Raw genomic sequence first — 23,258 nt, forward strand, 5'->3', positions numbered from 1 at the left:
TTCTTTTTAAATCTAGGAACCCCAACCTTTTTACCTTTTCTCTTACCTTTAAGGGAATTGAAAAAGTTTTTGTAAGCAACATCTAAATGCCTAAGAGACTGTTGTAATGGCACTGAAGAAACATCAGATAGCCATTTTCTCGCTTCAGTCTTTTTAGCTTGGGTTAGCATTGCCGAGAGTTTGTTGTACCCAAGCAGCTTTTGAGATTGTTTGCACAAACCTAGAGCATCATTCCAGACAACTCTAACACAACCATACAACCGAGCTAAACTCTGTTGCTGTTGGTCTGTCGGGTAAAATCTGTACTGATATCTAGCTTTCATGCTTTGTGCTAAAATTTGTCTGTTAAGATAGATTCTACAGTGTTTACCCAAAAATGACAAGTGGTTTAAGACATGAAAGACACAGTATTTCAGACCTGAAGATACACTTGGTTTGTGTCACTAAGTATAGAAAAAAATTCTTACACATGAAAGTCTTGAACTAATTTACAAATCAGTATTAGTGAATGTTAGCAAAAAAGTATCGGTGCTTCTATGGCGGAAACAAATTCTCAAGAGAATAATATTAATACTACCGTGACTGTTTTAGAAAGATATGCGGCGGGAAAACGGGATTTTACCGGGGTTAACTTAGGTAAGGCGGATTTGCAGGGTGTTGATCTCAAAGGATGTGACTTGAGTTATGCTGACCTGAGTGAAGCTAATCTGAATGGTGCTAATCTCAGAGGTTGTGACCTGAGTTTTGCTAACCTAACTCAAGCTGATTTGCAAAATGCTGACCTGCGGGGTGCTTTGTTGTTTGCGGCGGATTTGCGTCAAGCTAATCTCACGGGGACGAAGTTAGCAAAAGCTGATTGCGATCGCAATACTCATTTTCCTGATAACTTTGACCTATTCTCAGTGGGATTACGAATACAAGATTAATACCAGTCATACTAATTATACTAAATCAAGGATGAGAGAATATGGCACTAGCTCGGATTGGGATTATTGGCGGTAGTGGTCTGTATAAAATGGCAGACTTAAAGGATGTAGAAGAATTAGAGATTAAAACCCCTTTTGGTTCCCCATCCGATGCGATAATTTTGGGTACGCTAGGTACAGAAAGAGTTGCATTTTTAGCGCGCCATGGTCGTAATCATACTTTAACGCCTTCTGAGTTGCCTTTTCGCGCTAATATCTATGGGATGAAGCAGCTGGGGGTAGAGTATTTAATTTCAGCCAGTGCGGTGGGGTCTTTGAAAGCAGAAGCCAAACCCATGGATATGGTGATCCCAGATCAGTTTATTGACAGAACTAAAAATCGGGTTTCTACATTCTTTGGGGAGGGAATTGTGGCTCATATTGCCTTTGGTGACCCGATTTGTGGCAATTTAGCTGGGGTGTTAGCCTCTGCGATCGCATCTTTAAATTTACCAGATGTGACACTGCATCGCGGTGGTACTTATGTCTGCATGGAAGGCCCCGCATTTTCCACGAAGGCGGAATCCCATCTTTACCGCAGTTGGGGCGCAACAGTGATTGGGATGACCAACTTACCAGAGGCGAAGTTAGCCAGGGAGGCGGAAATTGCCTATGCAACTTTAGCCCTGGTGACAGATTACGATTGCTGGCACCCGGATCATGATAGTGTGACGGTAGAAATGGTAATTGGTAATTTACAGCGTAATGCGGTGAATGCGCAAAAGGTTATTCAAGAAACTGTCAGGCGTTTAAGCGCCAATCCCCCGGTGAGTGATGCTCATTCGGCGTTGAAATATGCGATTTTAACTCAGTTAGATCAAGCACCGGAGGCAACTAAACAAAAGCTGGAATTATTATTACATAAGTATTATTAATAGTAATAGCATTCAGGTTTAAACTGTGAGACGATTGTGAAATAAATTATTTTAATTTAGCAATTACAATTTAAGCCTCACCCCATGGTAAATCTACTCAACCAAGATTTGCACAAACCACAATTAGACCATCATCCCAGTGTTAATTCCCAGTTAAAGGTATATCCCCAGGAGTTTAATACCCTGATGAGGGTTTTACCCTATCAGCCCACTGTTTTCCACTCCATGGAACAAGATCAAGTGATTATGCTGCACTATGATCAACTACCTCCCCATGAAGTCCCAGAACACTGTGTTAAGGGATATCAGTTTTTGGCCGTGTCTGATATCAATTGCAAAACTGAATTAGAATGTCGGTTAGATGGTAAGCTATACCCCCGTAAACTATTGGGTTATGGGAGTATAGGCATTTTTCCTGATGGAGCCTCTCACTGTGCTACATGGAATCAAGACATGGGGATTACTTTGTTTTTTCTGAAAACGGAGTTGGTGAATGACCTGGCCCAGGATAGGATGACCAATGGTGATGTGGGAATGATTCCGCGCTCTGGTGTAGAGGATGGAGGGGTTTATCATTTAGGGATGGCTTTAAAGGCTGAACTAGCAGCGCCACCAGATTGTCAAATGGGGTCTGTTTATCAAGATACATTGATCAACGCTTTAGTGATGCGCTTGGTAAAGCACCATTCTAGCGCCGGTATTCGAGGGCGAAAGGATCCTGGGGGTTTGGGTTTATCTACCTTAAAACTGCTCATTGATTATATTGAGGCCTATCTTGACCAAAATATCAGGTTGGGTGACCTAGCGGCACTGGTAGGTTACAGTCAGCCATATCTATGCAGTATGTTTAAGGAATCAATGGGAATCCCATTGCATCAATATATTATTCAGCAGCGGGTAAAACGCGCAGCAGTCCTGTTGCGCTCATCTCAAATGTTTTTAGCTGAGATTGCTGTATGCTGTGGATTTTATAGTCATAGTCACTTAACCCGGAATTTCAAGCGCGTTATGGGAGTCAACCCCAAGGAATATCGGTAGTTTAGGCGACTTGAAAATCAAAGTTGAAACTAGCCCAATTTTTCACATCCAATACATAGGAGTCGGTAGATGTGATGTTAGTTTCGGATGTGACTGCACTGGCGTTATGCAAATCCTGCAATAATAGTTGAGCAATTTCTAAAGGTTTCAATAATGCGCCAAAGGGTCTTTGGTCTGTGATGGGATACTTGGCTTTTTCTAAATATCCTAGTGTTTCTCTAAAGGGGGCGGTGCTAAACATCATTTGGTGTTCGCATTCGTAAGCTGGGGCTGGGATCATCCATTCAGAATCTGTGACACCTTTGGGTAATAACATGGTTTCACCAGGGGGAATAACTACTTGTTGGAATAGGGGTTTAGAGTTTAAGTATGTAGATTGTTCGGGGGATTGCCAAGGATAAAAGGCGATCGCATTGATGTTGTTTTTTAATCCCAGGAGCATTAAGTAGATGGGGCGATCGCTCTGATTTTGTAATCGGTACTGCATGCGGCTGCCAATGGGTACAATGGGATTACTCAGGGCTGTCAGCGGTAAGCTTTGTGCTGAAGTTAGAGAGCGTGTAGTTTGACGTTGCATGACAACGCGGGGTGATAAGTTGTGAATAATTTCCAGAGTAGCTTTGACTGGTAAGCGCGAAGAACCTTCATTTTCTGTGAGTCGCCATAACTTTGTTGCTAGCAGAGTTGGTAATTTCGGGATTAACCTTTGCACCACTAATTTTACCGCTTCCCCTGGTTCTCCAGATGTGTTAGCTATGAGTTTACCGCCGGGAGTAAATAAACCATAGCGACTGGGAGTTTCTGAGAGTTTAGTAAATACACAATCTGCGGGTTGTTCTCCGGCGACTACGGTGGAAACATGGTCAGTTCCAGCGAAGGCACTTGTGGCATCTACCCGCTCAATTCTTTCTAATCGTGTATCTAAACCCACTATTAAATTAACATTTCGCGGTAATACCCGCACGGCTTCTTGAAATACTTGTCCTACAAGTGGGGGAGTTTGTGGTAATGTCTTAGATGTCTGAGCTTTGGCTGTTAAGCCGTTGCGCGATCGCAGGATTAACTGTTCTCCTGTTAATAGGTTGAATCGGGAATTAGTGCCGTAGTGTTCTAAGACTTGTGGCGGTAGTCCGGTTAAAAATATTTGGGCTGTTTTCCCATCATCTTCTAGGGCTTTAATGACTCCCTCCCCGGCCACTGTGCTGTCTGGGAGGAGTAAATTCTCGACGGTTAATGGTTTGAGGGGATTTTTGGTCTCATTTAATAATCCCGGTTGCTGATTACTTCCGAGTTTATGCATATAGCTACCCACATGGGAAAGAGTGAAATTAATTGTCCGTGGTGGTGTAGTTTCCCATAGGTATTGAGTTAAGGCGTAGGTAAATAACCCGGCGCTGAAGCCGGAAAATAGTATTTCCCTGGCTAACTGTTGAGGGTCAGCAGTAGCAGACAAGACAACTGGATAACTGGGGTTAGAGTTTTGAGTTTTGAGTTGTCGTAACAACTCTAGTTCTGCGGTTGCTAGTTGTGCTTGTGTTGATTCGGGACGGACGCGAATTCGCCAACCTATGGGCGGGATGCTGGGAGCATGGAAGCTGGTATCTAATACTGCAGCCACTCTGTTTGTGGGTAGCGATCGCAATAATAATTCTACTGTTTCTGCTAATATATAGTTGACTGTTTCATCTTTTTGTGGTATTAGAGGATCGTAAGCTGGAACTAAAGCATTTTGGGTGGTATCTATAAAGTTACCGGATTTAATCCGAGTTCCATAGCCACTAAAGTGGAACAGGGCGACATCATCGGCTTTGACCCCGGCGAGGTGTTCTGTAAAAGCCGTCTCAATGGATTTCCTGGTAGCGTCTTCGTCAGTTAAAGTCAGGATGTCTGAGCTTTGAAAGCCGAACCGATGAATTAATAGTTCTTTTTGCAGTTCCACATCGGTGAGACAACCGGTTAAAAACAGACCCTTTTGGTATTGATTAATGCCAATCAATAATGCTAATTTACGTTTACCAGACTGTGCTAAAGCTTGGGAGTAGCGATCGCTGAAAGTCAACAACTGAGCTTCAGTTATACCCAATACTGCTAGTATAGAACCAATCCGTTGTAAAAAAAACCGCCGCTTCATGAAAACCTCCCAGGACACTCCCAGCTACCCTGACTACTTCACTATGACTTAGTGTTTTTGTGCCGCTGAGGCACAAAAACAAAGACACACAGATGAAAAATTACAATCAGCCGTCAGTCCTCAAATAAGAGTTTATAGGCCTGTGGGGTTGACTGTAAAGTTAAGCTTTATACAGTTTTGCGATTCACCCAGATATTAAGAAGATGCTTGTGCTTGCATTGTCCGCGCCAACTCTGCTGCAACTTCAGGGCGAGAAAATTCTGGTGGTGGTAATTCACCCCGGCGCAGCATTTCTCTTACTTTAGTTCCTGAGAGGTGAACGCGCTCCTCTGGTTTACTGGGACTAGTTTTAGTTGTAGCCATTTGCTTGGTGCGTGTGCAGTAGAAAGCGTGTTCAAACTTCATAGGTACTATACCTAGTTCATTCGGCTCAAACTCATCAAAGATATACTGAGCATCGTAAGTGCCGTAATAATCACCCACACCAGCGTGGTCTCGTCCGACAATAAAGTGAGTACAACCGTAGTTTTTGCGGACTAAAGCATGGAAAATTGCCTCCCGTGGCCCAGCATAACGCATGGCTGCCGGATTAATTGCTAAAATCACCCTATCTTGGGGATAATAATGTTCTAGCAAGATTTCATAGCAGCGCATCCGCACATCGGCGGGGATATCATCTTCTTTTGTTGCTCCTACCAAGGGGTGCAAAAATAAACCGTCAACGGTTTCTAAAGCACACTTTTGGATATATTCGTGAGCGCGGTGGATGGGGTTGCGGGTTTGAAAACCGACGATAGTTTTCCAACCTTTATCCTTAAACATCTGTCGCGAAGCTGCTGGGTCGATTTGGTAGGCGGGAAATTGGCTATGGGGATGGCGTTCTAATAGCCAAATGTCACCCGCGAGATTTACAGAACCTTGGTTGTAGACTACCTGCACCCCTGGATGTTTAGGGTCATCGGTGCGGTAAACATGAATAGCCTCTTGGGTTTTATCATAGAGATACTTTTGCGTCAGTTGCAAAACTCCGATAAATTCACCGTTGGGGTTATCCAAACGGATGAGGCTACCTTCTGATAATGGGGCAGCAATTTCTGCTGTTACTGATAGTGTAATGGGTATTGACCATACCAGTCCATTCGCGAGCCGCATTTCTTGGACGACGCGGGTGTAGTCTTCTTGGTTCATAAAACCTGTGAGGGGACTAAACCCGCCGATAGCAATCATCTCTAAGTCAGAAACCGCCCGCGCATCAAGTTGTACTCGCGGTAAAAAGTCGGCTTTCGAGAGAAATTCTGCCTTTTCTTCTGGTGTAGCGATACGGTTAACCAATTGTCCACCGTGGGGTGCAATGGTATCTGGCTGTTGAGTCAACGTCATCCCCTTTTTCTCTTAACTGCGATAGCATAGCGTGCCGTTAGCCATATGCTTCAAACTATGTACTAACTTATCAAAATGCTGGTACTGAGTTTACAAAAAGTTTGTGATGGTTTGGCGTGATGGAGTTTTCTGTGTGACTATCCGCGCACAACAGCTTAGTTGAGGAATAGTAAATTATTGGTGAATAATTCCTCCACCTAGGAGTTTATCGCCCTCGTACCACACTGCGGCTTGTCCGGGGGTGATACTGAATTGCGGTTCATCAAAGACTAAACGCACACGGGAGTTTTCCAGGGGAATTACCGTGACGGGGGTGGGTGTAGAACGATAACGAATTTGTACCTGGGCGCGAATGGGTGTGGATGGTTCGGTAATGGAAACCCAATTTACCCGATTGACTGTGCATTCTGGTTGCGTTACTTGGGTGCGATCGCCTACGATAACTTTATTATTGACGGCATCTAATGAAATCACGTACAGTGGTTCTGGGGCGGCGATTCCCAGACCTTTGCGCTGGCCGATGGTGTAATGATGGATACCTTCATGTTGTCCTAAAATCTTGCCGTTGGTATCGACAATATCTCCTGGTTTCGGTGCTAGGTATTTATCCAGAAATGCCCGCATAGAGCCGTTACTTTCCACTAAGCATAAATCTTGACTTTCTGGCTTGTCGGCGGTGGTGAGTCCGTATTCTGCGGCGATGCGGCGGGTATCTGTTTTTTGTAGTTCTCCTAGGGGAAATACTGCTGCAGCTAGTAAGTCTTGAGATAAATCATAGAGGAAGTATGACTGGTCTTTGTTGCGGTCTGCGGCTCTGAATAGTTGGTAGCGACGGGTATCCGGATCATAGTTAATTTGGGCATAGTGACCCGTAGCGATGCGATCGCATTCTAACTTCTCCCGTGCATACTGCACCATCGGACCAAACTTGACTGTTTTATTACACTCAGAACAAGGTAGAGGTGTAATTCCGCCGCTGTAACCATTAACCAAGTAATCAATGATATTAGTTTCAAAGACATCACGAATATCAACCACCTCATGGCGGATCCCCAATTGTTCACATATATCAGCCGCGTCGATCATTCCTTCGGAGCAACATTGACCCTTACCCTTCATCAGCCACAGGGTCAAACCGATGACTTCATAACCTTGATGATGTAGAATAGCGGCGGCGGTGGAACTGTCCACACCACCAGAAAGACCTACGACGACTTTTTGCATATTAGTTAAATGTTGTTAATCATGGGTTTCACTAACAGTGAGAGGATGTTTGAAAAGTATTAAACAGGTAATTTTTATCTTAGGGAACAGGGAACAGGGAACAGGGAACAGGGAATGAGGAATGAGGAATGAGGAATGGGGAATGGGGAACCGAAACAGTCAAATCCAATCCCCTCCCCTTATAAGGACAAGACTTGGTGGACAAGGTGGACAAGGTGACCACCGGAGAAAACAGTACAAAGTCTGTATTCTTAGTAAGAAAAATAGCCCATTAAAAGACCATTGTCCGTATAAAATCTTCCTTGTCCACTTTCCTTCCTTGTCTTCGGTGGTCTTGCCTTCACAGATCATATTAAAAACCTACCCTTGTAAGGAAGGGGGTGGGGTCAAATAATATAATCATGACTTGACAAACATCTTCTCAGGGGAAAATAAAAAATATGACCGGTTAAAACCCGTCGTTTCCCCTTTAATCCTCTGCTTAAAAGGTAGGTTCTCACCCCCGGTGCATTATTTTGATAGATATTAAGATACGGAGACTAAAAACAAAAAAAACTGATGAACGCGATCGCCTCTTGTCTTGCATCTATCATCGAACAAACCGCCATCCATCCTTGGGAAAACCTCCCACCCAAACAGCAAAAACACATCCAACAGGCGATCTCATCCGCAAAACCCCCCAATTGTATCGTCTATCCCCGCACCCAAGGAGAACTAGCAGCAGTCATCGCCGAAGCCCACCATCAAAACTGGCGCGTCCTGCCGGTAGGAAAAACTAGTAAAATCAACTGGGGTGGTTTAGCCACAGATATTGACATCATAGTTAGTACAGCACGCATCAACCAACTAATTGCCCACGCAGTCGGTGATTTAACCGTCACCGTAGAAGCAGGAATGCAATTTTGCCATCTCCAAGAAATTTTAGCCAAATCCCGCCAATTTATTGCCCTTGACCCCAGTCAACCGCAATTAGCAACCATAGGCGGTATAATCGCCACAGCTGATACCAACTCCCTCAGACAACGTTATGGGAGTGTCCGCGACCAGTTACTAGGTATTACCTTTGTCCGTGCTGATGGGGAAATTGCCAAAGCAGGGGGGCGAGTAGTGAAAAATGTTGCCGGATACGATTTAATGAAATTATTTACCGGTTCATACAGCACATTAGGTCTTATTAGTCAAGTAACTTTAAGGGTATATCCATTACCCGCAGCATCCGCTACAGTGATGCTAACAGGTAAACCAGAAGCCATATCCCAAGCTGCAACCACCCTGCGTAATAGTGCTTTAACACCAACTCAAGCTGATTTGCTCTCCACACAACTAGTTTCTACCCTAGGTGAGAATCAGGGTATGGGACTAATCGCGCGCTTCCAAAGCATTAGTCAAAGTGTCCAAGAACAGTCAGGTAGACTGTTAGCACTAGGCGAACAATTGGGTTTAAAAGGGACAATTTATATGGATGAACATGACGCTCATCTATGGCAAAGATTACGAGAAATAATGGATAAACCCGTCACAGATTCGGCAATTACCTGCAAAATAGGAGTATTACCTAGTGCATCTGTGGAGGTTTTGAGTCAAACAGGTATGGGTTTGATTCATCTGTCTAGTGGTTTGGGTCTGTGGCAATTGGAAGATAAAAATCAGGTTTTAAAAATGCGCGATCGCTGTCAGTCTCACAAGGGATTCTTGAGCATCTTAACAGCACCAAACACAGTTAAACAAGCCATAGATATTTGGGGATATACTGGTAATTCCTTGCATATGATGCGCCAAATTAAAAAACAGTTTGATAGTAAAAATATTTTCAGTCCGGGTCGGTTTGTGGGTGGGATTTAAGCAAACAACCACACAGCTACCAAAACACACCAGATAGAGAGGGGAAGAATTTAAATATGCAAGTTTCTGACAATTCCGCGAATCATACTACTAGGATTAAGAATTTAAAAAGTTTTGATATCAATCAGCCACCCGATCCCAAATTGATTGATAGTTGTGTACATTGTGGTTTTTGTCTGTCCACTTGTCCAAGTTATCGGGTGATTGGTAAAGAGATGGACTCACCCAGGGGACGCATCTACTTAATGGATGCAATTAACGAGGGTGAAATAGCTCTAAATACAGCCACAGTACAACATTTTGATTCTTGTTTAGGTTGTTTAGCTTGTGTAAGTACTTGTCCTTCCGGCGTGCAGTACGATAAATTAATATCCGCCACTCGTCACCAAGTAGAACGCAATTATAAGCGCAATTTACCAGATACCTTGATTCGTAAACTGATATTTTCCTTATTTCCTAATCCTGATTTATTACGGCTGTTTTTATTTCCCCTGCTAGTTTATCAAAAGTTGGGATTACCAAAATTAGTAAAAACTACAGGGTTACTCAAGAAACTATCTCCCCGTTTAGCAGCCATGGAATCAATTTTACCAAAAATTACCCTGCAATCCTTTCAAGATAACCTACCAGATATTATTCCCCCCCAAGGAGAAAAGCGTTACCGGGTAGGGGTAATTTTGGGATGTGTACAACGGTTATTCTTCTCCCCCATTAATGAGGCCACCGTGCGGGTGTTAACCGCGAATGGTTGCGAGGTGGTAATTCCTAAATCTCAAGGTTGTTGTGCGGCGCTTCCAGAACATCAAGGACAAACCCAACAAGCCCAAAGTTTAGCAAAACAAATGATTGACAGTTTTGCCGATACCCATGTAGATTTTATCATTATCAATGCTGCAGGTTGTGGTCATACTTTAAAAGAATACGGTCACATCCTCCAAGATGACCCAGAATATCGAGACCAGGCGCAGGCTTTTGCTGCTAAAGTCAAAGATGCTCAAGAATTTTTAGTCAAAGTAGGATTGACAGCTAAATTATCCCCCTTAAGTGATCAGCCTTTAAATTTAGTTTATCAAGATGCCTGTCATTTACTCCATGGACAAAAGATTAGTGTGCAACCACGTCAATTATTACAACAAATTCCCGGCGTGAAACTAACCGAACCTATAGACGCAGCTTTGTGTTGTGGTAGTGCCGGCGTTTATAATATGCTGCAACCAGAGGTAGCCGAGGAGTTGGGTCAGCAAAAAGTACAGAATTTGTTAAATACAGGTGCACAGTTAATTGCTTCTGCTAATCCCGGTTGTACCTTGCAAATTACCAAGCATTTACAATTACAGGGTAAAACCATTTCAGTCATGCACCCCATGGAGTTACTAGATTATGCCATTCGGGGTGTGAAGTTAGGTTTTTAACCTGTGTATTTATGCAAAAAAAAACTGGGTTTTCCCAGTTTTTTCTCTCATTTAAACACTACTTAATACTTATCTGCGACGATTCCATGGACCAAAAATAGCCAGTGTAATACCGGGAGACTGAATGTTAACAAACATCGTTCTACCGTCAGCAGAGAAGCAAGCGCCAGCAAACTCACTGCTACCCAGATTATTCATGGCAAATTGATAAACTTCACCTTTGCCGTTAACACCCACAATATAATCAGTACCACTACCATCCTCACATAAGAACAGGTCACCCCAAGGAGCAACAGTGATATTATCCGGAGCTTGTAAAAATTGACCACTCGGAGAAGCTTCAACTACTAAAGTTAACTCTTCTCTCGCCGGGTCATAAGCCCAAACTTGACCATTACCTCTGGCGTTAGCAGCATCAGATACAGGTGGACCACCTTGAGAAGCAACAAAGTAAACCATTTGATTACCATACCAAGCGCCCTCACCCCGGAAGAAAATGGCAGCACCCTTGCTTTGAGCTTCGTAACGCACACCAACCCCAGCATCAGCATTCTCAGCATCTGGGTCGGGATTATCAATTTGCACCCATTCTACAGGCAATTTTTGACCAACCTTAACCTTTCCAGGTTCACCACCAAAATTAGGATTATTGATAGTATTGAGGGCAAAGTTTTCCGCACCTCTAACTTTTAAAGCATACAAACTACCACCTTGAGCCAAGTCCCCAGCCTTGGTAGGTCTGACATTAGGTACAAACCGATAGAAGCAGCTATCACCACGGTCTTCAGTTTCGTACACATAGCCAGTTCTGGGGTCAACAGCTATAGCCTCATGGTTAAAGCGTCCCATGTCTATCAAGGGAACTGGGGTGACTAAACCGCTATTCGGGTCAGCTACAACCTCAAAGTTGTAACCGTGTCTGGCGGTTTCGGTCCCAGCAGTACCAGTGGTGTTAGTGCTTGTAGAAAAGGTTTCTTCACAAGTAACCCATGTCCGCCAGGGTGTCGGTCCACCTGCACAGTTACGAACAGTACCTGCTAAGGAGTTAAAGTTTGTGATGGGTCTGCGGTTTGCTCCCACTACAATCGTACTGGTTCCCCCCTGAGCGCCCGTGGAGTAGCGATTATCACCACTCACAGGGTGGTTAGCGGAAGTACCCAGTTCATGGTTACAAACTAGAATTGTTGAGCCGTTAGCCCCAGAGTATGCAGCCATCCCGTCATGATTCGATGGTACTGTGAACCCGTCGCCCATTGGCTCACCAGTAAAATGGAAGGCCGTGTAGTTGAATGTCCGAGGGAGTTTTAAAATCGGTATGTTCTTAAAGTTATCAGGCAGTTCAGCTGTGTTTAAAGGTAGCTTGTCCTCCAGTTTTCCATAACCGGTGCTGTTGGGCATTTCACCACGGGCAACCCGGGCATAAAATGCTTCCAATGGTGACAGCATTGTCACGGTAGCTGCACTTGTGCCAGCTAAGGTTAAAAATTTACGTCTTGAGACTTGCATTGTGTTGTTCTTCTCTTTACCTAAATACGCGATCGCCCTGTACGCAGCAGCGCTTCTCTATCGCACTATCAGAACTTATTCGAGGAACATTAAGGTGGAATAATAACTAGTTTAATTTGCGGTTATATCAGGGAACAGGGTTGAACCCCCCCCCACAACGTTTTCCCTGCACAGCATTTTCCAGGAATCCAGGCGAATTGTAGGCAGAAGAACACAACATATATAGGATTTAGAGTACTTTATTTTTGATGCCACCATCTTGTAATTTGACATTTATGTTAGATTTAAGTGTTTCTTATAATCAAGATAAAAATCTTTGTATCTGTCAAAGGTTCTTATTTATCCTTAATGAAGTAGTAATAAGTTATTAAATAATGCCGAGGATTCTTGTCATAGACGATGACGCAGCCATTTCAGAACTAGTGGCCGTCAATTTAGAGATGGCTGGCTACGATGTCAGCCAGGCGGAAGATGGTATCAAAGGTCAAGCGCTGGCGCTACAGCTACAACCTGACTTAATCATGCTTGACCTGATGTTACCCAGAGTAGACGGGTTTACAGTTTGCCAACGCCTACGGCGGGATGACCGCACGGCGGAGATTCCCGTCTTGATGCTGACGGCTTTAAGTCAAACTCATGACAAAGTGGAAGGCTTCAATGCGGGGGCGGATGATTACCTCACTAAGCCCTTTGAAGTTGAGGAGATGTTAGCACGGGTGCGAGCGTTATTGCGACGTACTGACCGCATCCCCCAAGCAGCAAAACATAGCGAAATTCTCAACTATGGGAATTTAACTCTGGTTCCAGAAAGATTTGAGGCCATATGGTTTAATCAAACAGTGAAACTCACTCATCTGGAATTTGAACTCCTGCACTGTTTGCTGCAACGCCACGGTCAGACAGTTTCCCCCAGTGAAATCTTGCGGGAGGTTTGGGGTTATGACCCAGATGATGATATTGAAACTATTCGGGTGCATATCCGCCACTTGAGAACTAAACTAGAACCAGATCCCCGTCACCCCCGCTATATTAAAACAGTGTATGGGGCAGGATATTGTTTAGAGTTACCCAGCTTACCTCAATCCAATGAGAGTGCTTCCGCATCAGTGATAGAGTGAAATTTATCCGGGATTTCACCCATCTGTAAAGTTATGTAACCTACTCTACGAACAGTTTCACATCAAGTTATTTACCCGTTGATATTTGGGGGGCATCTGATCAGCTAAAGTATGGAATAATTACAGGTGTGAATTAGGTATGCAAAAAGAACTTTTCTCAGGGGGAGAAGTCCCGATCTTGGATGCATCCACAAAAATGGGCGGTCATTCCATTCTTCGGGGGAGCATGGCTATAAATGTGCATTCCCAAACTAACCGCGGTTGGGCGTAACACAGTAAGAATTTACGAGTTTGTTCTAGTTGGTGCATGATTTGTGGTTGATGCCACTGTTGCCAGTAGGATTGTTGCAGATAATCCACTAACCATAGTTGTGCTTCTGTGTCTAACTCTTGGGCGATTTTCTTGGCTAATTCTAAAGCTTGGCGGTAAGATGATGGTCTTTTGCTCACATCTTGGAGTAAGGTTTCCGGAATTGCTTGTAATTGCTCATAAGATGCGATCGCACTACCCGGACTACCAGCAGCCATATTTAATAGCGCCTGATTTGCCAAAATTGCCCCATGTCCTGTTTGGGTCAAGACTTGAGTTAAGGACTGTGTATCCAACGGATAAAAGGGGATACGTTGACAGCGTGACACCAATGTGGGCAAAATAGACTCAGGGGATGGTGCAATTAAAATTATTGTCGCTTTTCCCGGTTCCTCCAAAGTTTTCAGCAACGCATTAGCAGCAGCTTCCGCCATTGTCTGGGCTGACTCAATAACGACCACGTTTCTGGGTGCCTCCCAGGGAGGACGGCTGAGAAATTCCCCAATTTCCCGGATCTGCTCTAGTCTGATTACCGGGGGAGCTTTGCGCTTAAGTTTTTTCTCCGCTGCTTCTGCGGCCGTGAATCTTTGCCCTTGGTATTGGTAAGTTGGTTCTACCCACCACAAGTCAGGATGATTACCTTGACGCAACCGATTTTGTAACGTAATCAAGTTAAGTGTTTCTACGTAAAAAAGTAGTTCCACAAAGCACCTAGCAGCCAAGCTTTTACCCACACCATCTATGCCCACAAATAAATAAGCCGGGGGGACTCGGTCTTGTTTAACCCCTTGAGTAAGTAGTTCAATGGCTTGGGATTGTCCTAACACTGGGGCAAATAGGTCTGGTATCACGCAATACTGCCTCGTTTTCTAGCTTCTTTGTAGGAAGTTCCCACATTTCTCAAACCGGCTTTAATCATTTGTCTCTCTAAAAGAGCAAAAAAACGGGTTCTATCTCCTCCCCTGACTACTGCTTGATTATGGGCTTCTGCGATCGCTACAGGGTAGCCTTGGCCTTTCTGCACCTGGGACAGCATCAGCGCCAGCGCTTGGTTCACCATACCTGTATCTTCAGCTACCCAGGCAGGGAATTCTATCCGGGCAATTTCACTGCCTACATGGACGTGGCAAAAGTAAATTATTTGCTGCTCATAAAGTTCTAAAACCCGGTTATTACTACGCCATATCGGACCACGTTGTCCTGGTTGTAATGTCGTTCCCCATAAAGTAGTATCTCTCAAAGTGTCAAAAACTTGACAAGGAGATTTTTCCGCAGGGTCTGGACAATAACTTTTACAGTCGGGAACCTGATGGGGACAAGTCAATAATCTGAAAAAGTTGGTAGAATCAATGTGGCGAGAAGCGCTCAGATATCCTAACAGGGGAATTTTAGCCAGATGCAACTGTTGCCATGCTTCCAGGATTGGTGGTAAAATGCGATCGCGTGCATCTAAAGGTAACTGCTCTAAAAACCAGTAAATTAAAGAACCATCCACCATTGCTAAGGCCGGAGCTTCTCCTTTAGCTACACAAGCTAATTCCGCTAAAACTGTAGTTTCCGAAGCAGTGCGGCGATATCCCATCCACTCCTCAGTTTTAATTCCCCATTGCCGAGATATATATAAATCCTCCGGGCGATAAAATACTTCTGGTAAACTATCTAGCAGTGGTTGGCGGTTTTGTCCATAGTGTAACACTACTCTACCAATGTTCAACAAGTAACAGTAAGCAATTTCATGATGGTTGGGCGCAATTTGAGACCCGTCAGTAGCGATAACCGTATGCACTTTGGGGGGGACTAGAATATTAATGCGGGTTTCCAGGGGTTCCATGGGTGTAGCATTCGCAAACAGAATGCGATCGCGCCATCGTTGCTGAAGCTCTATCAACTCTTGCTGGGACTCATAAGCTTTTTGTAAATATTCTTGAGCTAATTCTAACCTCTGGCGACTTGCAGCAGCTTCTAAACTCAGATGTTGACTTAAACCCTGCATTTGTCGCGCTAATTTTGTAATATCTAGCATAAAATAACCTAGGTCTGGTTGGTTGTGTTAACCACAGTTATTTTATATTGCTATAAATTTATCGCACTTATAGCACAATTTTTAGATTTACTCAATCATCTGTGAGTGGAAAAAATCACCACAGATGAACACAGATGATCATGCGCCTAGGGTTTGAGGCCTTATTGCCAGGCAGCAAAGTTTTTAGTAAACTGGGACAGGCTTAGTAGTCCGATTGTCGGATGAATTTGGGCTGCTTTCCTTTCTGTTTGGGTATTATATCCCCAGTCTGCCAGAAAAAGTTCAACATCTTTCAAGTCCGTTTGCTGTTGCACCAATTGCAATGTTTTCAGCCTATCTTCTACAAACCACAGTTTAACCGGTTTCTCTGCAGCCTTACCAATTAATTCTCTCAAAGTTTCATATTTGGGTCGTTTAACTTCCTTACCGAAAATTACCCCCGGTGGTAAGTTCACCCCTTCCCTTGCTAATAACCGCTCAACAAAGCGTCCTTCTTTGGTAGTGACAATGTATATTTTTGTTTCACCGGCTAGGGTGATTTTCATTCTTTCCACTACGCCGGGGTAAAATCTATGCAGGTTTAGCCAACCTTCTAAATCAGTTTTGATCCATTCATCCCGCAAATTGTCAAGTTGCAGGGCAATTGTTTGGGATTGCAGACTATACTCTAATAAAATCCGCAGGGTGATTTTCCCCCATTCCTGCAAAATTGAGGTTTCGGGAATTCCATCTATTAAAGCTTTGATTAAAACTGGCATTTCCCAACCCGTTTCAATCACTGGTCTGAGGCGATAGAATCTTAATGGTAAATCATCTGGCGGCGTGTTATCTACTGGAGACCAAATTTTACAATAGGTTTTCCATGCGACTTCAAAATACTCTATTAGTCCATCGCAAATTACTCCATCAAAGTCTAAGGCTAAAATTGTGGGACTGCTTCCGGTCATTTTGCTGGAAAATAAACTGCTTTTGTTAGATTAACGAAGAATTTTCAACTAAGCTGTAATTTTTGTCAGTATTTAATCATTTATGTATTTTTACGACTCATTCTTGATGTCAAAATCCCGTTTTTAGGACTAAACAGTAATGCTAACAAAAATAAGCCTGACGCTACTAAAACTATCGCCGGACCAGAGGGTAAATTAAAAAAGTAGCTGAGGTACATTCCGCTAATACTAGAAATACACCCAGCAAATGCGCCTAAAATCATAACTTGATGTAACCGGTTCACCAACAGGTAAGCAGTCGCTCCCGGTGTAATTAACAGTGCTAAGACTAGGATAACGCCTACAGTTTTCATACTAGCGACAATTGTTAAAGCAATCAGCACCATTAAGCCAAAGTTTAACCGATTTACCGGTAAACCCGCAGCTTGCGCCCCCAGCGGGTCAAAGGTGTAAAATAATAGTTCTTTATATAATAAGAACACAACTATTAAAACTATAGCCGCAATCATGGCCGTGTCCCGCACCTCCTGGAATGTTACCCCCAGAATATTACCAAACAGAAAATGACTCAGGTCGATTTTTTGGGTCTTTTGAATCACTGTAATTAAAGTGATCCCCGTGGCGAAAAATGCAGACAGGACTATACCCATGGCCGCATCTTCTTTAATGGGGGAGTGGGTTTTTATCCAGGTGATGGCGATTGTACTGATTACCCCGGCTATAAATGCCCCTAAATAAATGTTTGCTCCTAGTATAAAGGCGATCGCCAGTCCTGGCAAGACTGAATGACTGATAGCATCACCCAGTAATGCTAATCTTTGCACCATTAAGTAACTACCCACCACGGCACACAGCAAACCGACTATAATGGCGACCAGGAGCGATCGCTGCATGAAGGTATATTGTAGTGGCTCAATTAATGCTTCAATCATAGGTATTTAGGGTTTGCAACAGAAATTCTTTTCGTGGGGATAGGGAACACACCGAACACACCGAACACACAAAAAACAATCAAATCCAGTCCCCTCCCCTTACAAGGGGAGGGTTAGGGTGGGGTGAAATAATATTCGATACACTAATCATGACTTGACAAACATCCTCTAACAGCAGAAATAGAGATAATTTAAGCAGCGTCATTAAAGTACATAACTCGACCACCATAGGCGCGATTCAGGTTTTCTGCTGTCAGAACTTGCTCTCGTACACCTGTAGCGATTAATTCCCGATTGAGTAAAATTAAATCATCAAAGTGAGTAATTGATTCACCTAAATCGTGGTTAACTACTAAAACAATTTTACCAGCGGCGGCTAATTCCCGAAAGACAGTAAAAATCACAGCTTGGGTTTTTTGGTCAATCCCCGCTAGTGGTTCATCACAGCAGTATATATCTGCTTGCTGTGCCAAAGCACGGGCTAAAAATACTCTTTGTTGTTGTCCCCCAGATAATTCTCCTATAGGGCGATCGCAATATGCTAACATTCCTACCCGGTCGAGGGCGTTTTTAGTTTCCTGACGACTAACCGGGGAAAAGCTACGTAACCAACCCGTCTTTTTTACCCTTCCCATCATCGCCACATCCCACACTGTAGCAGGGTAACTCCAATCTATTTGATTCCGCTGGGGGATATATGCAACTTTTTCTAGTTGCTGGGTTAATAGTTTCTCTTTATACAAAACTCTGCCACTACTCAGGGGGACCAACCCCAGCATGGCTTTCATTAACGTACTTTTACCAGCACCATTAGGACCAAAAATCCCCGTGATTCTCGCTGGTTTAATCATACAGTTAACATCTGTTAAAGCTGCTGCTGTGTGGTAATGCACCCCAACATGGGTAATATTAATACTTGTATTTGTAACTGCATAGTTCATGGGGTACACAGGGTCTAGGGTGAACATTTTCGCGACTTCCCAGAAAAATGAAAAGAATATGAGAATAGTGTACCTTAAATATGAGAAGAAGATGAGAACAAGTGTAACTCAATGAAATCAACAGCTAGATTATTTTGCCCAGGTGTGGTAGGAGTATTGTTAGGGTTGGCCATAGGCGGATGTAACCAAATAGATAGTAACCCCGTCTCCGGGGGGATTGATGCACAACCGCGAGTAGTCGCAACTAATACTATTATTGCTGACTTAGCTGAGGTAGTCGGCGCAGAGGACATTGAATTAATTAGTATTCTCCAAGCAGGTGTAGACCCCCATGTTTATGAACCCACACCAGCAGATGGCCGGGTTTTAGAAACGGCTGATTTAATCTTGTATAATGGCTATGATTTGGAACCCGGACTAATTAAGTTAATGAATGCAGTGGGTCAAAAAGCCCATAAGGTAGCAGTGGGTGAAATCGTCTCAGCCTTGAAATTAGATCAAGGTGACGGGAAAATTATACCAGACCCCCATGTGTGGGGAAGTGCAGAAAATGCCATCGCTATAGTAAATATAATTCGGGATGAGTTGATTAAATTATCCCCCCCAGATGCACCAGAATTTACTCAAAGAGCATCTGAATTAACCAATCAACTACAGCAATTACATAACTGGATTAATCAACAAATTCAAACAATCCCCCCAAATAACCGCCAACTGGTCACCACCCATGACGCTTTTCAATATTATACTCAAGCCTATGGCTTGGCGATCGCCGGGACATTAATCGGTGTGAGTACAGAAGAACAACCCAGCGCCCAAACAGTTAAGCGTTTAGTAGAGTCTATCAAAAACACCCGTGTACCCGCCATCTTTGCTGAGACTACAATCAACAAAGCCTTAATTACTACCGTTGCTCAAGAAGCCGGTGTAAAATTAGCACCAGGTAAATTATACTCTGATTCCATTGGTGCCAAAGGCAGCCATACCGATTCCTATATCAAAATGATGGTAGCTAACACTCGCACCATTGTAGAAGCATTGGGAGGTAAATACACACCATTTCAACTTAATTAATTCCATTTTTAACATATTTTTTTCTAAGTGGATGTTTGTCAAGTCATGATTAGTGTATCAACTATTGTTTAACCCCTCCCTAACCCTCCCCTTGTCAGGGGAGGGGACTGGATTTTATTGTTTTTTGTGCGGTCGGTGAGCGAAGTCGAACCGTGTTCCCCAATCCTTCCTATTCCCTGTTCCCTGTTCCCTGTTCCCTAAGATAAAAATTACCTGTTGAAAAGTTATCAAACATCCTCTAAGTAACAGATGTCAGAGGTACCCTTGGCGATCGCTACTTAATTTAAACTTAAAAAATATACTAATGAATAAACCCATCGAAGTCCGTAACCCTCGAAATGGCAAATATGACTATGTAATTCTCCCCCCATCTCCTAGATTATTATCACACCAGTGCCAGCACGCTCGCAGGGCGCAAACTCGCTGGTATCACATCGGTTTAGAAGCCAGAATTGAGGCCTTACAGACATGGAAACAAGCAATAGTCTCTGTTCAGGAACAGCTCACACAGGCTTTAGTAACTGATACCGGGAGACTGTCCACCTCAATATTAGAAATAAACACTTTCCTAGATAATATTGACCGTTGGTGTGACTTAAGCCCAGAACTACTACGAGACTCGGCTAAAAATACAGCCATCCCATTTATCGCCCTAGAACAAACATCAGTACCTTACCCCTTAGTGGGAGTAATTAGCACCTGGAACCTACCCCTATTGCTATCCACAATCAACACCATTCCCGCATTAATAGCAGGTTGTGCCGTCATTGTCAAACCTAGCGAGATTTCACCCCGCTTCGTCACCCCCCTGATTACAGCCCTCAAGACTGTACCAGACTTGCGTGATGTGTTAAGTTTTGTCGAAGGAGGAGGAAAAACCGGCGCTAACCTCATAGACAACGTAGATTTAGTTTGCTTTTCCGGGAGTCTAACCACAGGGAGAAAAGTAGCTCAGGCCGCAGCTCAACGCCTCATTCCCGCCTATTTAGAATTAGGGGGAAAAGACCCAGCCATTGTTTTAGAATCAGCCAATCTGGAATTAGCCACCCGTGCTATTTTGTGGGGTTCAGTATTCAACGCTGGACAGTCATTTGTTTCCATTCAAAGAATTTACGTAGCCCAATCAATATTTACACAGTTTTATCATCAACTCATAGCTAGAGCTATTACTTTACACTTAGCCCATCCCCACCTTGACAGTGGAGAAATTGGCCCTATCATCACCGAAAAACAAGCCGCAATTATCAACCACCATCTAATAGATGCAATAGAAAACGGAGCATTAATACATTGTGGCGGTAAGGTAGAACAATTAGGCGGGGGTTGGTGGTGTCGTCCCACCGTAATCACCCAGGTCAACCATTCTATGAAGCTCATGACAGATCCAACTTTTGGCCCCATTATGCCAGTAATGCCATTTACCACCCTTGAGGAAGCGGTATACTTAGCAAATGATTCTATATATGGACAAAGCGCAGCCGTGTTTGCACTCTCCCAGGAGGAAGCCTTAGCCGTGGGGAGACTTGATGCTGGTGCTATTAGTATTAATGATGCTGCTTTGACTGCTATTGTGTCTGAGGGAGAAAAAAATTCTTTTAAATTATCCGGTCTGGGAGCTTCACCCCTGGGACGAGGGTTAATTCAACGCTTCCTCAGAAAAAAAGCATTTTTGATCAAAAACAACTCCAGTCCCGACCCTTGGTGGTTTGATCACAGTTTGGGCGATTTACACTAATCCACAATGGCTCTGCATTTTATTGATCTCAGAAGCGTTATAATTTAATTTCTTAATTTCCCAATCTGATATTTAACAAGGTGTAAATATGGCCAAAAGTGACAAAATTAACTTTTCTACCCCCAGCGGATTCCCCGAATTTCTTCCCAGCGAAAAACGCTTGGAATTATATTTGTTAGACCACATTCGCCGCGTATTTGAAAGTTATGGCTTTACTCCCATTGAAACCCCCGCAGTCGAACGTTTAGAAGTTTTACAAGCCAAGGGCAATCAAGGAGATAATATTATCTATGGCATTGACCCTATATTACCACCAAATCTGCAAGCTCAAAAGGAAAAATCCGGGGAAACAGGTTCAGAAGCTAGAGCTTTAAAATTTGACCAAACTGTACCTCTAGCTGCTTACATTGCGCGTCACCTCAATGAATTAACTTTTCCTTTTGCACGTTACCAAATGGATGTAGTCTTTCGGGGTGAACGCGCCAAAGATGGGCGCTTTCGTCAGTTCCGCCAGTGTGATATTGATGTAGTGGCTCGTCGTGAACTCAGCTTACTCTATGATGCTCAAATGCCCGCAATTATTAGCGAAATCTTTGAAAAAATTAATATTGGTGATTTTCTGATTCGCATCAATAATCGCAAGGTGCTTACAGGCTTTTTTCAATCTGTGGGTATTCCTGAAAATAAAATTAAATCCTGTATTAGTATAATTGACAATCTAGAAAAAATCGGTCAACCTAAAGTTAAGCAAGCTTTGGCAGCAGAAGGCATTAATACCGAACATACACAAAAAATTATTGATTTTATTAATATTCATGGTTCCGTTGATCAGGTTTTAGATAAGCTCAAGCATCTGGCCGAAAATCTCCCAGAAGCCCAAGTATTTAATTTGGGAGTGACTGAGTTAGCAACTGTCATTGCAGGTGTGCGTAATTTAGGAGTCTCAGAAAATCGGTTTTGTATTGACTTATCTATTGCACGTGGTCTTGATTATTATACCGGAACCGTTTACGAAACAACTTTGTTAGGTCATGAAGCTTTAGGTAGTATTTGCTCAGGCGGTAGATATGAAGAGTTAGTGGGAACTTTTTTAGGCGAAAAAATGCCCGGTGTGGGTATTTCTATCGGCTTAACTCGTTTAATTAGTCGCTTACTTAAAGCTGGTATTCTCAATACTTTATCTCCCACACCAGCCCAAGTGATGGTCGTAAATATGCAAGCAGACTTAATGCCTACTTATTTAAATGTATCTCAAAACCTGCGCCGCGCAGGAATTAATGTAGTAACTAATTTTGAGCAGCGCCCTTTAGGTAAACAATTCCAACTTGCTGATAAACAAAGAATTCAATTTTGTGTAATCATTGGCTCCGAGGAAGCTAAAGCCCAAAAGTCATCTCTCAAAGATTTAAAATCCGGTGAACAAGTCGAAGTCACCCTAGATAACTTAGCACAAGAAATTAAAAACCGGTTAACTAGCGTAGTAAGCTCCCCAACTTCTTAAATAATTCCCATAATCTCATATAACCTGCCCACAAGTCGGGGATCTGTGCGACTAGAAGATCATGTATTTGATTATCTTGACCAAATGCGATAGCCAAGCGCTGCAGATCAGTACAACCGGGGAATAAATTACCCGTCTGATCATGATTGTTAACCCTATTTATAAAGTTATAGCAACCGCCAAGGTAATTAGGACATTCACTATTCCCTATCCCCTATCCCCTATTCCCTATTCCCTACTCACTATTCCCTACTCACTATTCCCTGTTCCCTGTTCCCTGTTCCCTGTTCCCTTAAAACCATAA

General features: G+C 43.3%; 19 protein-coding genes and 1 pseudogene. 10 read left to right on the top strand and 10 right to left on the bottom strand.

The annotated features are described in order from the left end of the window. A partial coding sequence (locus NWP22_RS13980; protein ID WP_271733634.1) for a transposase occupies positions 1 to 323 on the bottom strand: 323 nt, incomplete at its 3' end. A gap of 53 nt (positions 324 to 376) precedes the next feature. On the opposite strand from NWP22_RS13980, the pseudogene NWP22_RS13985 reads away from it, so the two are divergent. From NWP22_RS13985 to NWP22_RS14000, 4 genes and pseudogenes are all read left to right on the top strand, one after another. After that, positions 377 to 525 (top strand): annotated as a pseudogene (locus NWP22_RS13985) (IS200/IS605 family transposase); the annotation flags it as partial. 11 nt (positions 526 to 536) lie between these two features. Next, positions 537 to 926: an Alr5209 family pentapeptide repeat protein gene (locus NWP22_RS13990; RefSeq protein ID WP_271733633.1), complete on the top strand. Its 390-nt coding sequence runs from the start codon at positions 537 to 539 to the stop codon at positions 924 to 926. A 41-nt stretch (positions 927 to 967) separates the two neighbouring features. Further along, on the top strand, positions 968 to 1,840 hold the full coding sequence (locus NWP22_RS13995) for an S-methyl-5'-thioadenosine phosphorylase (protein WP_271733632.1): 873 nt from the start codon (positions 968 to 970) through the stop codon (positions 1,838 to 1,840). An 84-nt stretch (positions 1,841 to 1,924) separates the two neighbouring features. Then, the gene (locus tag NWP22_RS14000; protein WP_280802001.1) at positions 1,925 to 2,878 is read left to right on the top strand and encodes a helix-turn-helix transcriptional regulator; all 954 of its coding nucleotides are present in this window, start codon (positions 1,925 to 1,927) and stop codon (positions 2,876 to 2,878) included. A gap of 1 nt (position 2,879) precedes the next feature. On the opposite strand, the gene NWP22_RS14005 is transcribed toward NWP22_RS14000, so the two are convergent. From NWP22_RS14005 to mnmA, 3 genes are all read right to left on the bottom strand, one after another. After that, on the bottom strand, positions 2,880 to 5,009 hold the full coding sequence (locus NWP22_RS14005) for a caspase family protein (RefSeq protein WP_280802002.1): 2,130 nt from the start codon (positions 5,007 to 5,009) through the stop codon (positions 2,880 to 2,882). A gap of 195 nt (positions 5,010 to 5,204) precedes the next feature. Beyond that, positions 5,205 to 6,389, bottom strand: coding sequence for a sulfate adenylyltransferase (gene sat, locus NWP22_RS14010; protein WP_425332619.1), 1,185 nt, complete (start codon positions 6,387 to 6,389; stop codon positions 5,205 to 5,207). Between the two features lie 174 nt (positions 6,390 to 6,563). Further along, positions 6,564 to 7,613, bottom strand: a complete 1,050-nt coding sequence (gene mnmA, locus NWP22_RS14015) for a tRNA 2-thiouridine(34) synthase MnmA (RefSeq protein ID WP_271733629.1) — start codon at positions 7,611 to 7,613, stop codon at positions 6,564 to 6,566. Positions 7,614 to 8,171: 558 nt separating this feature from the next. Here mnmA and NWP22_RS14020 point away from each other — a divergent pair. Continuing rightward, complete coding sequence (locus tag NWP22_RS14020) at positions 8,172 to 9,455, top strand: FAD-binding oxidoreductase (RefSeq protein WP_280802003.1); 1,284 nt, start codon at positions 8,172 to 8,174, stop codon at positions 9,453 to 9,455. Between the two features lie 56 nt (positions 9,456 to 9,511). Further along, positions 9,512 to 10,867, top strand: a complete 1,356-nt coding sequence (locus NWP22_RS14025; protein WP_280802004.1) for a (Fe-S)-binding protein — start codon at positions 9,512 to 9,514, stop codon at positions 10,865 to 10,867. A gap of 69 nt (positions 10,868 to 10,936) precedes the next feature. On the opposite strand, the gene NWP22_RS14030 is transcribed toward NWP22_RS14025, so the two are convergent. Continuing rightward, entirely contained in the window at positions 10,937 to 12,373 is a 1,437-nt protein-coding gene (locus NWP22_RS14030; RefSeq protein ID WP_280802005.1) for an alkaline phosphatase PhoX, read from the bottom strand. A gap of 374 nt (positions 12,374 to 12,747) precedes the next feature. On the opposite strand from NWP22_RS14030, the gene NWP22_RS14035 reads away from it, so the two are divergent. Next, positions 12,748 to 13,491: a response regulator transcription factor gene (locus tag NWP22_RS14035; RefSeq protein ID WP_271732249.1), complete on the top strand. Its 744-nt coding sequence runs from the start codon at positions 12,748 to 12,750 to the stop codon at positions 13,489 to 13,491. 204 nt (positions 13,492 to 13,695) lie between these two features. Here NWP22_RS14035 and NWP22_RS14040 read toward each other — a convergent pair whose 3' ends face one another. From NWP22_RS14040 to NWP22_RS14060, 5 genes are all read right to left on the bottom strand, one after another. Beyond that, positions 13,696 to 14,652 (bottom strand): DNA polymerase III subunit delta', encoded by a 957-nt coding sequence (locus NWP22_RS14040; protein WP_271732251.1) that lies wholly within the window; start codon positions 14,650 to 14,652, stop codon positions 13,696 to 13,698. Further along, a complete protein-coding gene (locus NWP22_RS14045) occupies positions 14,649 to 15,824 on the bottom strand; it encodes a DNA double-strand break repair nuclease NurA (protein WP_280802006.1) in 1,176 nt (391 codons plus the stop codon). The genes NWP22_RS14040 and NWP22_RS14045 overlap by 4 nt, the downstream gene beginning before the upstream one ends. 161 nt (positions 15,825 to 15,985) lie before the next feature. After that, positions 15,986 to 16,771 carry an HAD family hydrolase gene (locus NWP22_RS14050; protein ID WP_271732254.1) on the bottom strand — a complete coding sequence of 262 codons (786 nt, stop codon included), beginning with the start codon at positions 16,769 to 16,771 and terminating at the stop codon, positions 15,986 to 15,988. Positions 16,772 to 16,851: 80 nt separating this feature from the next. Further along, positions 16,852 to 17,703 (bottom strand): metal ABC transporter permease, encoded by an 852-nt coding sequence (locus tag NWP22_RS14055; protein ID WP_271732255.1) that lies wholly within the window; start codon positions 17,701 to 17,703, stop codon positions 16,852 to 16,854. Positions 17,704 to 17,894: 191 nt separating this feature from the next. Continuing rightward, positions 17,895 to 18,644, bottom strand: coding sequence for a metal ABC transporter ATP-binding protein (locus NWP22_RS14060; protein ID WP_280802007.1), 750 nt, complete (start codon positions 18,642 to 18,644; stop codon positions 17,895 to 17,897). Between the two features lie 111 nt (positions 18,645 to 18,755). Between NWP22_RS14060 and NWP22_RS14065 the strand changes: the two genes are divergently transcribed. From NWP22_RS14065 to hisS, 3 genes are all read left to right on the top strand, one after another. After that, positions 18,756 to 19,718: a metal ABC transporter solute-binding protein, Zn/Mn family gene (locus NWP22_RS14065; RefSeq protein ID WP_280802008.1), complete on the top strand. Its 963-nt coding sequence runs from the start codon at positions 18,756 to 18,758 to the stop codon at positions 19,716 to 19,718. A gap of 304 nt (positions 19,719 to 20,022) precedes the next feature. Beyond that, complete coding sequence (locus NWP22_RS14070) at positions 20,023 to 21,453, top strand: aldehyde dehydrogenase family protein (RefSeq protein ID WP_280802009.1); 1,431 nt, start codon at positions 20,023 to 20,025, stop codon at positions 21,451 to 21,453. Positions 21,454 to 21,541: 88 nt separating this feature from the next. Beyond that, positions 21,542 to 22,954, top strand: coding sequence for a histidine--tRNA ligase (gene hisS, locus NWP22_RS14075; protein ID WP_271732261.1), 1,413 nt, complete (start codon positions 21,542 to 21,544; stop codon positions 22,952 to 22,954). Positions 22,955 to 23,258 lie beyond the last annotated feature (304 nt).

Source organism: Anabaenopsis tanganyikae CS-531, from assembly GCF_029891675.1.
Classification (GTDB): Bacteria; Cyanobacteriota; Cyanobacteriia; order Cyanobacteriales; family Nostocaceae; genus Anabaenopsis; species Anabaenopsis arnoldii.